This window comes from Ornithinibacillus massiliensis (assembly GCF_018310345.1).
Classification (GTDB): Bacteria; Bacillota; Bacilli; order Bacillales; family Amphibacillaceae; genus Ornithinibacillus; species Ornithinibacillus massiliensis.
Genome location: NZ_JAGXBY010000001.1, coordinates 742,032 through 757,866 on the forward strand (window position 1 = coordinate 742,032; position 15,835 = coordinate 757,866).

The following is a 15,835-nucleotide window of genomic DNA, read 5'->3' on the forward strand; positions in this document are numbered from 1 at the left end:
GGAGATGGATCCAATTACCCCTTTTGGGCGGAAATGGGAATATCGACACTCCTTGTGGCTTAATTGGTTATTTGGCCCATTTTTACTAACAGGATTTATAAGTTTTCTCTATATCGGAATTCGTACGAAGAAAAATAAGTGGATTATTGCAGGTGTTATTTACTTTATTGTAATGGCCCAATACTTTTTTTACTTTGGAAACTATGACAGTGATTCGACTTTTTTTAATTTATCAATTCTGTTGGTATGTGCGGGGTGGGTTGCTGCCTGGGTGCATGCCTTTCAAGCACGGAGAGAATACCTACGGATTATAGCACTCCAAGTCATTAATGATCCTTTACGTCATACACCGCCATATATAGTGAACACAACCTATCCGTTTCCAGGTGCGAAAGAACCATTTGAAAACATAAAACACGTGAAAAAGCAGAAGACCTCTACTTCAGTTACGGAACAAAAAGAACCATTTGTTATTAATATTAATGGTGCTAGTATGCAAGAAATTGCGTCCCATCCTTATATCGGGAATATACTTGCAAGGCAGATAGTACAAGTTCGTGATAAGGTTGGGGAATTCAAATCATTTGCACACTTAGTCGAAGAAACGAATATGAAGCCGCATATTATCGCAAAAGCGAAGCCATATATTCAGTTTAGTGAGGAACTACAAACAACTCCAAGCAATTGGGAAGATAAAGAGAAAAAACCATCAGGCTCAACTGTGAAAAAAGAGCCTACCTCAGGAAGGATTGTCGATTACTAATGGAAGTTAATTTACATCGTTATTTACCATTTACTACTTCCGAAGGCCCTGGAAAAAGGGCGTGTGTATGGGTACAAGGCTGCCCCATCCATTGTAAAGGCTGTGGTGTTCCATGGACTTGGAATCCGAGAAAGGGAACACCTACATCTATAGAATTTCTATGGGAAGAGATTTTGAAAAGTAAGCAGGAGCATGATATTGAAGGAATCACCTTTTTAGGTGGTGAACCGTTTGAACAAGCTGAGGCCTTAGCTATTTTAGCAAAAAGAGCACAGGAGATTGGTCTTACTGTCATGACCTTTAGTGGCTACTATAAAGAGCAGCTAGCTGAATTAAATAAGCCAGGTTGGGAAGCGCTATTGGCTGCAACGGACCTGTTTATAGACGGCCCTTATGAGATGGATAAGCCAGATAAGGAACGACCTTGGATCGGGTCCACCAATCAACGGATGCATTTTTTAACAGATCGCTATCAATCTATTAAAGAAGATATTAATGCAATACCAAACCGATTAGAAGTTTATATAAATAGTGACGGCACAATCGAGGCTAATGGTATGGTCCCATCAGATACTTGGAAACGCATATTAAAAGATTTGTAACGTGGATATATAATCTTCTTATTCCAGGAGAAATCATAAAAAAATACACCTGTAAGCGATATATAAATGCTCTCCATAAGTATACAGATTATCTGTTTATCTTAAGGAGAGCATTTGCCGTGGGATAGGGCACGTGGAGAAAGTATCCGGCGCGCCTGATCCCATGAAAGAGACAAACGGGCGCATCTAAATCAGAAAAGGTCACAAGGTTCCCGTGAAAGGTAGCATCTACCGCGCACCCGGTCCCATGAAAAAGACAAACGGGCGCATCAAACCCGGAAAAGGACAAAAGGTTCCCAGGAAAGGTAGCATCTACCGCGTGCCCGATCACATGAAAAAGAAAAACGGACACATCAACCCAAAAAAAGTCCCAAGCCCCCAGCAAAAGGAGCATCTCCCCCAATCCCATGTATATCTAACAACAAACCAAATAAGCTTACAGTTGTGTTCTTCTTCTTTTTCCAGATGTTTTCCACATAATTTGATTCAATACCTCTGAGAACATAAGTCCCATGGCTATGCCACCTGCAAGTAGCATGACCTTTGTTGAATATTGAAATGCATTATAGTAATCGTTCTGGACAAAGCTTCGCATGGCGTTATATGCCATTCCACCCGGAACGAGTGGAATAATGCCAGAAACGTTAAATATAATAATTGGTGTTTTGTACATTTTGGCAAACATTCGGCTAATGACAGCGACTAGCATGGCACCTAGAATTGTTGCTGCTACTGGGTCCATTCCATAGTCAACTAATACATAATAGACGATCCATCCGGCCATTCCATTAAGTCCACATTGTATTAATACTTTCTTTGGTGCATTAAATAAAATGCCAAATCCTAGCGATGCTACAAAGCTTGTCGCTAGCTGGGCAAGAATTCCCATATCATAACCTCCGATACCCATTGAGACATGAATTCTATTCTAAACCAAACCCCACTGAAACTGCAATCGTCTATCTAAAATAGGTTTAAACACTGACTAGAGAATTGGTCCTCTCATAAGGACACCCCCCCAGATGCTAAATAAATGCTAATATAACAGCGATTCCGGCACCAATGGCAAAGGCGGTTAGTAGTGCTTCCACACCTTTTGATAAACCAGCGACCAGATGCCCTGCTAACAGATCACGTACTGCATTGGTAATGTGTAATCCAGGAACGAGTGGCATGACGGCACCAATAATAATTTTATCAAGCTCTACTCCGATTCCAGTTTGAATGAAAAGGGCGGCTAGTAGCCCAATCATAAAGGAAGCAACAAATTCAGAGATAAAGCGAATTTCTACCAGTTTATCAAACCAAAGAAATCCAATAAAACCGATTCCCCCTGCAAGGAATGAAGGGATAAAGTCTGCCCACAGACCTCCGAACATGATGGTAAAGCTGCCACTTGCAAGGGCAGCAATTAGCACCATGATTGGATTGGAATATAAGGACTTTTTCCCCTCTAGCTGTTGTAGTTCTTTTAATGCTGCTTGTAAATTTAATTCACCAGAAGCGATTTTTCTTGAGACACTATTCACTTCCGCAATTTTATTCAAATCCGTTGTTCGCTTTTCTATCCGCATCATATTGGCAGGCTTTGCTATATCGATGGAAAAATTAATCGCAGTTGGCGTTGCATAACTCTGTGAATTATCTAGACCAAATGCCCGTGCAATCCGATTCATCGTATCCTCCACACGATACGTCTCCGCACTACTTTCCAACATAATTTTTCCAGCAAGCATACAAACTTCGGTGATTCTCTCCTGCTTATTCAAAAATAATCATCTCCGTACAAAAATTCTCTCCCTATTATAGTAGGGATTCGGTTGGGATGGAAGGGATATTTCAATAAAATTGTTTGGTAATAGGCGGGATTTGAAAGTATGACGTTGCCTTGTAGAATTGTTACCGTTCTCACCACCAACATCAAAAGAAAAAACCTTCCTAACAAAGGAAGGCTTTCAGGCTTACGGTAAGATCATAATCAAACTAACTAACGCTATTAATGGAATGGCATTTGCCAGGGCGATTCCGATTAGGGAGAACGTCATGACAGTTTGCTTCGCATTTTCTGGAACGCCTACGGAGCGTTGAAGGAAAATGAATAATGGTGAAAATACTAGAGCGAAAATAACGATGATTCCAGGAATATATAGTTCTTCTATAGAGGCAACAGGCGTCAGGTCCATCATGCCAAAGATGACCAAAATCATGGGAATGACTTCTGCAATAGCGACACCGATAAAGAATTTCGTTTGGATGGCCGCAGTATTTTCAGGGTTTTCTTTGAGTTTTTCGATGTTAATTTTAAAGACTAGTAGAATAGAAACACATGCAAGGATTGCTGCAATTGCGAATAGGTAAGCACTACTCATTTTAAATCACCTTCATTTCAGAATAGTTTTTCTTTGTATCATGGGTATCATAGCATAGGTTTTACTAGTGCTCAACCGAAAGTTAAAGCCAATCTGGTATTTAAGAATAAAACTATTGTCGAATTAGAATTCTCTGATGAATATTACTTAGTATCCATCGCACATTTTCTAGATTATTTAGCCTATTTTTGATCGCGCTTAATTGTAAAAACATGCAGAATATTGTAGATTCATCTAAATATACAGTTATATTTAACTAAGACTTTAGTAACTTGTCCAAGTTTTTGGAATTCTCTATTATTAGAGGTACTAAGTTTTTAGGCTACTAGATTTAGTAGGGGGGCTAAAGACTTAAGTCAAAACTTTTTAGAGGAGGAAGAAAATGCTTAAGAGAATTTCGGTATTATCTTTAATATTTCTTTTAGCGTTTAGTACGGTTACCTTTGCAGCACCGGGTGACATTGTCGTTGATCGTAACCTTGAAAAGAGTGATCTTTCCAAGGAATTAGCAGAGACAATCGATCCTAACGAAATCGTTCGTGTCACGGTTGAAATAGACGGTGAGGCACCGATTGAAAAAGCTACAAAACAAGGAAAAAAGTTTGGTGACTTAAGTGTAGCTGAGAAGAAGAAACTTCTAAATGAAGCGAAAGAAAAGAAAAATAAAGCCAAAAAGGCAATGAAGGATAAGAAAATCAATGCAAAGGTCCTTCATGAATTTGATACTGTGGTGAATGGCTTTAGTGCTGAAGTGAAATACAGTGACATGGAGGAATTAGAAAAACTTCCTAATGTAAAAAGTGTTGTCATTTCAACTAAGTATGAGCGACCAATTGATGAACCGAATATGGCCAATAGTAAGGAATTAGTACAAGCACAGCAAGCTTGGCGTGACTATGGTTTTAAAGGAGAGGGTATGGTTATCGGGGTAATTGACTCTGGTGTTGATCATACTCACCAAGATATGGTGCTTTCAGAAGGTGTTTCTGTAGCCTTATCTGAAGAAGATGTAAATCAAAAGATACAATCAGAAGGTTTACCTGGTCAATATTACACAGAAAAGGTTCCTTATGGATACAACTATATGGATCAAAACCATAATTACACAGATAATTATCCTGGTGCATCCTCACATGGTATGCATGTAGCTGGTACTGTTGGTGCAAATGGTGAGGCTAATGGCGGGATTGACGGAATTGCTCCAGATGCACAAATTTTAAACTTTAAAGTATTTGGGAACGACCCAGGTATGCAATATACGTATGGAGATATTTACATAGCGGCCATTGATGATGGGATTAAATTAGGCGCAGATGTACTAAATATGAGCTTAGGATCAGCATCTGGCTTTGTAGATAGTCAAAATCCGGAGCAATTAGCTGTTACACGAGCAGTGGAAAATGGTATTGTCATGTCTATTTCTGCTGGAAACTCTGCATTGTTTGCTGATGGGTTCTTCTATCCATATGCATCTAATCCAGATTATGGAGTTAGTGGTTCTCCAGGCTTAGCATATGATTCGTTGCAGGTTGCGTCGTTTGAAAATAGTTTCATGACAATTGATGCATTACAATTTGCAATTGAAGGTGGAGAAAGTGGCGTTGCGGCATATATGTCTTCAAGCCAAACAGATCCAGTTGTAGGCAATACATATGAACTGGTAGAAGCAGGTCTTGGTCACCCAGAAGATTATGAAGGGAAAGATCTGGAAGGGAAATATGCGCTCGTTCAGCGTGGAGAGATAGACTTTGTAACGAAAGCATTAAATGCACAAGAAGCAGGAGCATCAGGTGTTATTGTATATAATAATACAGATGGCATGGTAAATATGGCAACTGATCCTACAATAGTGATTCCACAGGTATTCTTATCGAAGGCAGATGGTGACAAACTAAGAGACGCACTATTAAATGGACAAACTGCAAGTGTTACCTTTACTGGGGAACAGACATCTGTACCAAATGCAGAAGCGGGACAAATGAGTGAATTCTCATCTTGGGGATTAACACCGAACCTTGATTTCAAACCAGAAATTACAGCACCAGGTGGACAAATTTACTCTACATTAAATAATGGTGAATATGGTGTGAAATCAGGTACATCTATGGCAGCTCCACATGTCTCTGGTGGTAGTGCTTTAGTATTGGAACGTGTAGATAATGAATTTGGATTTGAGGGTAGAAATAGAGTTGAACTAGCTAAGAACATTTTAATGAATACATCTACTCCTGTAGAGTTTGATGGGGCATTCGTATCGCCGCGTCGTCAAGGTGCCGGCTTAATGCAACTTCACTCAGCACTTTCAACTCCTGTAGTAGTGACAAATGCTGAAACAGGTGAAGCAAAAGTTGCATTGAAAGAAATAGCTGATAACCAAGTTACATTCGAATTAACAGCAGAAAACTATTCGGATGAAGCGGTAAGCTATGAGGTACGTGCAAATGCACAAACTGATACACCAGTAAGTGCTTCTGGATTTATGGTTACAGCACCGAATTTATTGGGTGCCCTTGATTTAGGTGCAGTTACAACGGTTAATGGGGAAGCAAGTAGTACAGTGGAGGTCCCGGCGAATGGTACAACCACATTTGAAGTAACGGTTGATGTTAGCGAGTGGGATGAAGATTTGCAATCCATCTTTACTAGTGGTTATTGGTTAGAAGGATTTGTTACGTTAACAGATCCAACTGATACTAATCCAGAACTAACGATACCTTATGTAGGATTCAAAGGTGCGTGGGATGAAGCACCAATCTTTGATGCTCCATTATGGGATCCAATGTCATATTATGAAATGACTGGAGTAGTAACAACAGTTAATCAAGGATCATATGACTACTTAGGTCAAGACGCTACTAATCTAGCATTTTCACCAAATGGTAATGGTGTACGAGATGATGTAGGTCTAATCCTATCATTCTTAAGAAATGCGAAGGAAGTTAGCTTCAATGTTCTAGATAAGGATGGTAATCTTGTAGAAACAATTTACACCGAATCGAATATACGTAAAGATTACTATGATTCTGGTCGAGCATCCTATTATAAGGTTTCTTCTGATTGGATGTGGGATGGAACGATTGATGGAAACGTAGCACCAGATGGTCAATACTACTTACAAGCAGTTGGAGTTATTGACTATGAAGGAGCTAGAGAACAATCTATTGAAATTCCAGTATTATTAGACACACAGGCACCAACCGTAACATCTGATATCCGACGCGGTAAGCGTGAAGCGCTAATCATGGTAGAAGATGGACAAGGAAGTGGAGTCAGTGAGTTTGAAATCAAGGTAAATGGAGAACCTATTGAAATTCCTGAAGGGGAAACACAACAACTCATTACAGATCTTCATCCAAGCTCAGTAGTAGAAGTAACGGTTACTGATAATGCGGGTAACACTACTTATGAAAGAGTGATGGGACCACAAGGGAAGGCAAAAGGTAAAGTGAAGGTCTTACAATAAACGTACAAAAAAACATACTGAGATTAGTGGGTAAGGTCATCGACGGTTGACTTTGCCCACTATTTTTCTTTTTAGTTTGATGCGCTAACTTTCATGTTCAGTTTATCCTATGTTAGAAATAGTTTTGCCCCAGCCTATTCTTCAAACGGGAACTTACCGAAATGTAGCGCAAACTATCATTAATTCCATTACTCTTCATTTAATCTGTACCAGTCTGTTTAATTCCAAATTTTACTTCAATTTACACACTCTTCACAAACTCTCCATATACACTTAATAGTCTATTTCTATACTTGTAGTAACAAGGAAATCGTAGACTGAGGGGGAAGTTTAATGACGATTCGAGGTATTGCTCACCGAGGTTATCCTGTGAACTACCCAGAAAATACACTATCGTCTTTTCAAGCCGCGATTGATTTAGGATTTTCTCATATGGAATTAGATGTTCATATGAGTAAGGATGGTATTCCTGTTGTCATGCATGATCATACGATTGACAGGATGACGAACGGAACTGGAGAGATCCGTCAATATACACTAGAGGAATTAAAGCAATTTACAATTCATTCTGAAGAAAAAATCCCGACTTTAGAAGAAGTGTTGGCCATAGCTAAAGATCGGATTATCGTTTCAATCGAATTAAAGAAGCCAAAACTATATCCCGGTATTGAACAGAAAATATATGACATAATCAGGAAATTCGAGATGGAAGATCAAGTGTATGTTATCTCCTTTAATCATGATTCCTTATTAAAGCTACGTGCGATATCAGATGAAATACAATTAGGCCCTTTAGTAAATAAAGTTCGTCCATCCCATTTTAGACTCATTAAGAAGATGAATGCTCGGTACTTTGCTGTGAATTGTAAGGCGATTAAAGAAAAGCACATCAAAAAGTGTGAAAGCATGGGAGTTCAATTAGTGGTCTGGACGGTAAATACTATAGAACAAATGAAGAGCTTTAAAGCGTACCCATCAATTTTAATTACTACAGATGAATTGGAAAGGTATAAGGCCTTATCTTTAGGGTAGAAGGGGAAGGTGTTTTAGAAAATGAAACGTAAATCTTATTTGAAAAAGTTAGTTTACTTCATGTTTTTTCCGGTTTTGATTTTGCTAATACTGAAGAGTTTTCGGAGAGAACAGTATGTCAGAATTTGAAAGGAGCCTCCCTAGGATTATTCCATCGGGAGGTTCCTTATGTTGTCTTTATCATAGTGTAAATAGAAAATCTCCAGCGAGAATTAATTTGCCAGAGTATCGTTACTTCGATATAATTCTACATAGTAAATGATGAAATGTAATGGGAGAATACTATGTTCAATTATATAGATTTAGCAATTGCCTTTATCATAGCTTTGCTATCCACCTTCTTATTAACTTTTGTAGTGAATAAGTTTGCGGTAAAAATTGGTGCGGTGGATTTACCGAATGACAGGAAAATCCACAAAAAGATAACTCCGAGACTGGGAGGCTTAGCGATATTTTTGGGGGCCTTTCTTGGAGCTTTATATCTACAGCCACAGGACCAACATTTAATTGAAATATTATGTGGTGCAATTGTAATTGTTATTACAGGTGCATTGGATGATCGGTTTACCCTTCGTCCAATACCTAAGCTAACTGGTCAATTGATTGCTACTTCGTTCTTAGTATCTAGTGGTTTAATAATAGACAAAGTTACTCTTCCGTTTATAGGACAAGTCGAATTAGGTTTTATGAGTGTATTAGTAACTGTTATTTGGGTAGTAGGAATAACGAATGCCATTAACTTAATTGATGGTCTGGATGGATTAGCTACTGGTGTTACGACAATCGCATTAATAAGTTTATTTGTTATGGGAATTATTGATGGACGTCTAATTGTAGTCTACCTGTGTATTGCGTTAATAGGTGCAAACCTTGGATTTCTATATCATAATTTCTATCCGGCTAAGATTTATATGGGTGATACAGGATCTAATTTACTAGGATATATGATTGCAGTTATTTCAATTCTTGGGCTGTTTAAGAACATTGCTTTATTTAGCTTTGTTATACCGATTATTGTATTGGCTGTACCAATATTCGATACACTATTTGCTATTGTAAGGAGAATGTTAAACAAGCAAAGTATTTTGAAGGCTGATAATAAGCATATTCATTACCAATTGCTTGCTGCTGGTTATAGTCATCGTAAAACAGTATTAATCTTATACGGAATCAGTGCTATCTTCGGTACGTTGGCCGTGATTTTTAATGAAGTTTCTATAACAATGAATCTTGTTGTTATAATTATATTGCTATTCTTGCTACATATTTTAGCGGAATTGGCTGGACTTGTTTTTGGTGGGAAGCGTCCTGTACTAGATACAATTGTTAAATTGTTTAAAAGAAAAGTACCAAACCAAGAGCAATAGTGGATTTTAATACATCTAAAGTATTCGATTTAATTAGTATGTATTATACTATTCCTAAAAGGTTGCTTTATCATGGTTGTATAAAGTTGACCCTAAAAGTTAGACAAACAGTCTGACTTTTAGGGTTTTATACTAGAATAAGGAACTTCAAAATGAGAAATATTTTAGGATGGGAACTAAATCGTGTTATATTTACCAATCTTCTTTTATAAAGAGTGAATAAGATTGAAAGAATGGAATGGGGCTAGTTAAATATTTCTTCACTTAACCAGGATGCACCTTAATACTAATGTGTATATACGAGTAATTTTTTTATAATTATAATTTTTCCTTCTGATTTTATATTATTTATATTATACTAGTCTTTAGAGGTGAAGAAGGAGACATGCCACTAAATTACACAAATTCAATACCACTTCATATTCAATTGAAACATGAGATAGAAGAGAAAATTTTTAACGGCGAATATATTGGCAAAATTCCTAGTGAACGGGAACTAATGGACGAATATTATGTTAGTAGAAGTACTGTTAGAGAAGGGATTGCTCAGCTTGTAAGAGAAGGGGTTCTTGAAAAGCGACCTGGTAGAGGTACGTTTGTTAAATTAAGACCTATTAATGATTGGCTTGGAAATTTAAGTAGCACTTCAGAAATCATTGAAAGAATGGGTATGACTCCTGGTGCTAAATTAATTGAGCATAATATTATTGAGCTTAGTGATAGTTTACATGAACTGACGGGTTTAAAGGATGCATATTATTTCAAAAGAATCCGGTATGCTAATAATATTCCTATTGGAATAGAAAAACATTATTATCCAGTTAATATCGGGCAGGAACTTATCAAGTTTGATTTGAATAAAGAAGCGTTTTATGAGTTGTTAGAACATAAAATAGGCATCAAGCCTTATGCGGCGGAACAAATTATTAAGTCTAATAAAGTTTCTATGGAGGATGCTAGGTTACTTGGAGTATCCCCAACACTGAGTATGCTTAATGCAGAGCGTAAAATTACTGACATTGATAATAACTTTGTTGAGTTTGAAAATGCCTTTTATCGCTCAGATATGTATTCGTTTAAAATAAATCTATCTAGGAAAAGCAATTAGCTAGTCCAAGATAGATTTATTTGTATCAGCTGTAAACTAATCTATTTGGCTTTCACCATATACTAAATTACCGTTTAGGAAAGTAGCTTTTACATTAATATCCTTAATATCTTCTTTGTCTATACTTAAAGGATCTGCATCAAGAACAGCAAAGTCTGCTAACTTTCCAACTTCAATACTTCCGGTATTTTCTTCATCAAAATTTAATATAGCGCCATATATGGTCATCGATTTTAATGCAGTTATTATATCAATTTGTTGATTTGGCCCCAAGACTCTATTAGACGAAGTTAACCTATTAACAGCTGCCCATACCGAGAACAATGGAGAAATTGGTGTGATTGGACAGTCTGAATGTAATGTGAATAGTAAATTATTACGGATAGCATCTGCTAAAGGACTTATTCGTCTTGCCCTTTCAGGTCCCAAAAACAACTCCTCATGTCTATCCCCCCAATAATATACATGATTAATAAAGAAAGAACCTGCAACTTCTAAGCTTGACATTTTTTCTAAGTCATCTAAAGTAGCTGTCTGTACGTGTTCAATGCGATGCTGGTGTCTCTTCCTAGGGAATTTGGAGATTGCATTTTCATAAGCTTGTAGGATAGATTCAATGGCACGGTCTCCGTTCCCATGAATAGCTATGCGAAAGCCCTTTTGATGCAATTGTATTATCTCTTCTTGAAAATCCTCTTGTGGATGGATTAGATTACCTAGTAAAGCTTTATTATTATGGTAAGGCTTCCGAAGCGCACCTGTTAGTCCTTGAATTGAACCGTCCTGAAACATTTTGATACTATCCAATTTTACTAATCCATTAGATTTAGCCATAAGCTCATTATTTAATTGTTCGGGTGAATAACCTTCAAAAGGAGCTCCTTCACGCAGTAACGTATGCATAATCATAAGCCTTGTTCGCATTGGATTCTCTCCAGTCTTTGCTGCTAACAGATGTACATTTAAATCTTCTACATTACTTACCATTGCATCTGTATTTGTGGTTATTCCTTGGCTTAAGTATTCTTTAGCTGCATGTTTAAGATGGTCTAATGATTCAGTTACGGACTTTTTAGGTAGGATGGAAGTTATAGGGTCCATTGCACCATTTTCATATAGCACCCCATTCACTAAACCATTTTCATACCTGCCGTAATGTCCACCAGATGGATCTTCCACATCTTCAGCTATACTAGCTAATCTTAGTGCCAAAGAATTGACATAAGCTAGATGTCCAGAAATATGTGTTATTATAACAGGGTTATCTGGTGCAACTCTATCTAACTCGTGTCTAAGGATATGTCGCTTCTCAGAAATCATAGTATCATCAAATCCGTAACCTTGAATCCATTCACCGTTAATAGTATCTGCTGCTGCCTTTTCAATTTTGTTTAGAATGTCATAAATTGAATGGTTTGGTGGTGTACTACAATTAACTTGGGAACGCATTAAAGCATACATTAATATATGATTATGGGTATCAATAAATCCTGGAATTAACGTATCCCCTTTTAAATCTATCACCGTAGTTCTTTCATTTATCTTGATATCTCCTTTTGACGGTTCTGGAGTATCCCAAATACTCACGATTTTCCCTTCTGATATCGCCACTGACCCAGCAACCCGGTTATTGCTATCTAACGTTAGCACATTAGCATTTTTAATAATTAGTGTAGCATCCATTTTTTACATATCTCCTTTTCTTACAGTTAACTTATTTTTAAGTCTGAGTTTAAGTCCTCTTCTTTTACTTCTTTCATGGAATAGAAGTAGGCTGTTACATGTTCATCCTTGGAATGTTTAGTTAATAGGCTGACTATTACTAGGATTACCATAGAAGATGTAAGGCCTGGTATGATCATATGTAAACCGAATGGATTATTAAATATACTCCAAATTACAGCTACAAGTAAGGAGCCAATTACGCTAGAAATAACACCTGCTTTTGTAGCTCGTTTCCAAAACATTGCTGCCAGAACAGGCATTACCATCGTAATAGCTGATAAGGATAAAGCAAAGGAGTAAATTTCGATTACATCGGTAATTAATAAAGCGACTAATAGCCCAAGTACTGCCATTCCAGCTACAGACAATCTAGAGACTTTAAGTACTTTCTGCGTGTCTGCTTTAGGGTTAATCCATCCTTGATAAATATCTTTAGAAATGTTCAAGGCACCACTTAAAAGGAAGGATGTAGCCCCTGTTAATACAGCAGCAAACAAGGAAACCATAAAGATACCACCAATTTCAGGAGGGAATACCTCTGTGAGAAATGCGGTATAAACTAGGTCAGGGGCAGTATTATCCGGTAGTGATTGGCGAGCAATAACCCCAATTCCTATAGAGAATATCGCAATAAAGAAAGTTATGATGAAACCAATAGAAATAGCTTTCTTTGCAACTTTTTCAGTTTTGGCTGCAGAAATTCGTTGCCAGGTTGTTTGCCAAACTAAATAGAAGGGGCCAAATATTATTAAGTAATTAATTAGCTCCGTTGTGCCCATACTAAATAAATCGAAATATTGTTTTGGTGTGTTTTGTACGACAACATCGATTCCTCCGACATAATGAAGCCCCATTAGAAACATGATAATAAGACCTACGAGAATTAAGATTGACTGGACAGCATCTGTCCATGCAACACTGGGTAGGCCACCCATTAAAGTGAATGCGACAGAAATAACAAAACCTAGGAGCATTGCGTTTGTAAGAGAAATATCAATGATTGAGCTTAGAATAGCACCCATGCCCACAATTTGCATACCAAAAGTTGGTGTCATATATAGAATACTAATAATTAATGATGGGATAATTCCTGACGCTCTACCATACCTTCTTACAAATAAGTCTGGTAAAGTATATAGTTTAAGCTTACGTATAGTTGAACCAAGTACGAACACTAATAGTATCGAAAAAAGAGCAACTGGAAAATTGGTTAAAAACCACCCCATACCGATCTCAAATCCCTTACCAGCGCTTCCAATTACTGCTGCAGAACCTAAGGATGTTGCGATAATACTTCCACAAATCGGGAAAAATCCTAAACTGAAATTAGCCATGGTATAATCATCCGCAGTTTTAATTTTTCGTGAATAATATATTCCAACTGCAGTAATGAGCACAATAAATGTTATAACCCAAAATAAGTACCAATTCATATCGTAACGCACCTTTCTATAAGTAGTTTTCAGTACCCATATTTCAAAATTCTAAAGTAAAAGTATATTTTCGTGAAGGTTATCGGGATGTTCGAACTGGCTGAACTGGTACGGACGTTCGGACAACATTGTCCCAATTCAGATCATAAATTAACATATATATTGAAGTATTATCGATATTTAAAGGAGAATGTTCATGAAAGAAAGAACGACGTTAGATAAATCCCTTAAGCCCCATTGGGTTTGGGCAATAGCATTAGGATCAGCGATAGGATGGGGAGCTTTCGTTCAACCTGTAAACTGGATGTCTACAGCCGGTCCCTTAGGTGTAATATTAGGTTTTGCTATTGGTGGACTATTAATGATTTTAATTGCTGTCAGTTATGGATTTTTAATTAAATCTTTTCCGGTATCTGGAGGGGAATTTGCATATGCATATGTTAGTTTAGGAAGGACTCATGCATTCATTAGTGGATGGTTTTTAACGCTAGGGTATATATGTATTGTTGCATTAAATGCATCTGCTCTTGCTTTAATGTTTAAGTTTGTTTTTCCAAAGTTTATTCAAAATATGCAGTTATATGAAGTTGCTGGATGGGATGTATATTTTACAGAAATAATTGTTGCAACAGTAGCGTTAGCCTTATTTGGTTATTTTAATGTAAAAAACACTTCATTTTCTGGTAGGTTACAATTTATTTTCTGTTGCGTTATGATATTAGCTATTGTAACACTTACTTTCTTAGTCGGTTCCCAGCCTGGAGTGGGATTTGCTAATATCGAACCGTTGTTTCCAACAGGTACAACAGCTTTTGCTGCTATAATCTCTATTGTAGCAATTGCACCTTGGGCATACGTAGGATTTGACAATGTTCCTCAAGCTGCCGAGGAATTTAACTTTTCTACTAAAAAGGCATTCGGCCTAATTGTATTTGCAATTATTGCCGCAGCGATATTGTATAGCTTAATGATCATCGCAACTTCGATGGCTGCACCTTGGACAGATTTAGTAGATGCAGGACATATATGGGGTACAGGAGCTGCAATTCAAGATATATTAGGTACTACAGGATTGTTAATATTAGTAGTTGCACTTTCAATGGGAATATTCACAGGTCTAAATGGGTTTATCCTATCATCTAGTCGTCTATTATTTGCAATGGCCCGTGCGAAGTTTATTCCAGAGGCATTTGCAAAAGTGCATCCTAAATATAAAACGCCGTACTGGGGGATTATATTTACGGTTATAATTGCTTTATTTGCACCTTGGTTTGGTAGAGAGGCATTATTATGGGTAGTTGATATGTCATCGGTAGGCGTAACCATAGCATACTTCTATTCCTGCTATGCTGCATTTACGTTTATTAGAAAAAGTAAAGCAAAGTCAACTTGGAAAGTAACGGTGTCAATCTTAGGAATGGCAGCTAGTATTACATTCTTAGTATTATTATTGTTCCCTGGTTCACCAGCATTTTTGGGAATTGAGTCAAGAATCGCATTGATTGCTTGGATTGTACTAGGTTTAATCTTCTACTTGATAAAGAGGAAAGATATAAATAATATTCCAGAAGAAGAACTTAATTACTTAATTTTGGGAAATAAAGAAATAAAGCCTTTAAAAGAGTAAAAATATTATAAGTCCCCCAAGGGTTAGTGTGAAAAAATCTAACTCTTGGGTTTTTTTATGACAAAATAGAATTTCGTCATTAATTAAAGGTATGAATAGCTACTTGGATCGTACGATTGAATAGGCGATGGCGAATGACTCTCAGAAATGAACAGTACTCTAATACTGGAGTATCAAGCTAACAATAAAGAAAATTTTATAAGTAAAAAATATTTGGGGGTGTTTTTAGTTGAGAGAGGGATTATTATATCTATTATTGTCACAAGGAATGGATAGGAGCAAATATGACTGGAATGATTCAGTTTAATTACTGTTCAAACCAGTCATGATGCTACTTATAATTAAT

At 37.1% G+C, this 15,835-nt stretch carries 12 protein-coding genes; 7 read left to right on the forward strand and 5 right to left on the reverse strand.

Going from position 1 to position 15,835, the window contains the following annotated elements; genetic code table 11:
- The first annotated feature begins 4 nt into the window (after positions 1–4).
- Positions 5–763, forward strand: a complete 759-nt coding sequence (locus KGF86_RS03575) for a helix-hairpin-helix domain-containing protein (protein ID WP_186868365.1) — start codon at positions 5–7, stop codon at positions 761–763.
- Positions 763–1,365 carry a 4Fe-4S single cluster domain-containing protein gene (locus tag KGF86_RS03580; RefSeq protein ID WP_186868366.1) on the forward strand — a complete coding sequence of 201 codons (603 nt, stop codon included), beginning with the start codon at positions 763–765 and terminating at the stop codon, positions 1,363–1,365. Before KGF86_RS03575 ends, KGF86_RS03580 begins: the two co-directional genes overlap by 1 nt.
- A gap of 436 nt (positions 1,366–1,801) precedes the next feature.
- Here KGF86_RS03580 and KGF86_RS03585 read toward each other — a convergent pair whose 3' ends face one another.
- The 3 genes from KGF86_RS03585 to KGF86_RS03595 all read right to left on the reverse strand — a co-directional run bounded on the left by KGF86_RS03585 (position 1,802) and on the right by KGF86_RS03595 (position 3,734).
- Positions 1,802–2,254: a threonine/serine exporter family protein gene (locus tag KGF86_RS03585; protein WP_186868367.1), complete on the reverse strand. Its 453-nt coding sequence runs from the start codon at positions 2,252–2,254 to the stop codon at positions 1,802–1,804.
- A 136-nt stretch (positions 2,255–2,390) separates the two neighbouring features.
- On the reverse strand, positions 2,391–3,134 hold the full coding sequence (locus tag KGF86_RS03590; protein ID WP_246521272.1) for a threonine/serine exporter family protein: 744 nt from the start codon (positions 3,132–3,134) through the stop codon (positions 2,391–2,393).
- A gap of 192 nt (positions 3,135–3,326) precedes the next feature.
- The gene (locus KGF86_RS03595; RefSeq protein WP_211741142.1) at positions 3,327–3,734 is read right to left on the reverse strand and encodes a hypothetical protein; all 408 of its coding nucleotides are present in this window, start codon (positions 3,732–3,734) and stop codon (positions 3,327–3,329) included.
- Between the two features lie 382 nt (positions 3,735–4,116).
- Between KGF86_RS03595 and KGF86_RS03600 the strand changes: the two genes are divergently transcribed.
- The 4 genes from KGF86_RS03600 (at position 4,117) to KGF86_RS03615 (ending at position 10,704) form a co-directional block, all read left to right on the forward strand.
- A complete protein-coding gene (locus KGF86_RS03600; protein WP_186868369.1) occupies positions 4,117–7,197 on the forward strand; it encodes a S8 family serine peptidase in 3,081 nt (1,026 codons plus the stop codon).
- 333 nt (positions 7,198–7,530) lie between these two features.
- Positions 7,531–8,229, forward strand: coding sequence for a glycerophosphodiester phosphodiesterase (locus tag KGF86_RS03605; RefSeq protein ID WP_186868370.1), 699 nt, complete (start codon positions 7,531–7,533; stop codon positions 8,227–8,229).
- A gap of 284 nt (positions 8,230–8,513) precedes the next feature.
- Positions 8,514–9,596 (forward strand): glycosyltransferase family 4 protein, encoded by a 1,083-nt coding sequence (locus tag KGF86_RS03610; protein WP_186868371.1) that lies wholly within the window; start codon positions 8,514–8,516, stop codon positions 9,594–9,596.
- A gap of 427 nt (positions 9,597–10,023) precedes the next feature.
- On the forward strand, positions 10,024–10,704 hold the full coding sequence (locus KGF86_RS03615; RefSeq protein WP_343221414.1) for a GntR family transcriptional regulator: 681 nt from the start codon (positions 10,024–10,026) through the stop codon (positions 10,702–10,704).
- A gap of 36 nt (positions 10,705–10,740) precedes the next feature.
- Here the strand turns inward: KGF86_RS03615 and KGF86_RS03620 are convergent, their stop codons facing one another.
- Both KGF86_RS03620 and KGF86_RS03625 read right to left on the reverse strand, forming a co-directional pair.
- Positions 10,741–12,387: an amidohydrolase gene (locus tag KGF86_RS03620; protein WP_211741143.1), complete on the reverse strand. Its 1,647-nt coding sequence runs from the start codon at positions 12,385–12,387 to the stop codon at positions 10,741–10,743.
- Positions 12,388–12,413: 26 nt separating this feature from the next.
- Positions 12,414–13,862 carry a sodium:solute symporter family protein gene (locus tag KGF86_RS03625; protein WP_211741144.1) on the reverse strand — a complete coding sequence of 483 codons (1,449 nt, stop codon included), beginning with the start codon at positions 13,860–13,862 and terminating at the stop codon, positions 12,414–12,416.
- A gap of 196 nt (positions 13,863–14,058) precedes the next feature.
- Here KGF86_RS03625 and KGF86_RS03630 point away from each other — a divergent pair, with 196 nt between their 5' ends.
- Positions 14,059–15,489: an APC family permease gene (locus tag KGF86_RS03630; protein WP_186868375.1), complete on the forward strand. Its 1,431-nt coding sequence runs from the start codon at positions 14,059–14,061 to the stop codon at positions 15,487–15,489.
- Positions 15,490–15,835 lie beyond the last annotated feature (346 nt).

Excerpts from the sequence above, each read along its gene's own strand:
- KGF86_RS03575 (WP_186868365.1), top strand. The coding sequence starts at position 5 with ATGGATCCAATTACCCCTTTTGGGCGGAAATGGGAATATCGACACTCC.
- KGF86_RS03580 (WP_186868366.1), top strand. The coding sequence starts at position 763 with ATGGAAGTTAATTTACATCGTTATTTACCATTTACTACTTCCGAAGGC.
- KGF86_RS03585 (WP_186868367.1), bottom strand. The coding sequence starts at position 2,254 with ATGGGAATTCTTGCCCAGCTAGCGACAAGCTTTGTAGCATCGCTAGGA.
- KGF86_RS03595 (WP_211741142.1), bottom strand. The coding sequence starts at position 3,734 with ATGAGTAGTGCTTACCTATTCGCAATTGCAGCAATCCTTGCATGTGTT.
- KGF86_RS03600 (WP_186868369.1), top strand. The coding sequence starts at position 4,117 with ATGCTTAAGAGAATTTCGGTATTATCTTTAATATTTCTTTTAGCGTTT.
- KGF86_RS03605 (WP_186868370.1), top strand. The coding sequence starts at position 7,531 with ATGACGATTCGAGGTATTGCTCACCGAGGTTATCCTGTGAACTACCCA.
- KGF86_RS03610 (WP_186868371.1), top strand. The coding sequence starts at position 8,514 with ATGTTCAATTATATAGATTTAGCAATTGCCTTTATCATAGCTTTGCTA.
- KGF86_RS03620 (WP_211741143.1), bottom strand. The coding sequence starts at position 12,387 with ATGGATGCTACACTAATTATTAAAAATGCTAATGTGCTAACGTTAGAT.
- KGF86_RS03625 (WP_211741144.1), bottom strand. The coding sequence starts at position 13,862 with ATGAATTGGTACTTATTTTGGGTTATAACATTTATTGTGCTCATTACT.
- KGF86_RS03630 (WP_186868375.1), top strand. The coding sequence starts at position 14,059 with ATGAAAGAAAGAACGACGTTAGATAAATCCCTTAAGCCCCATTGGGTT.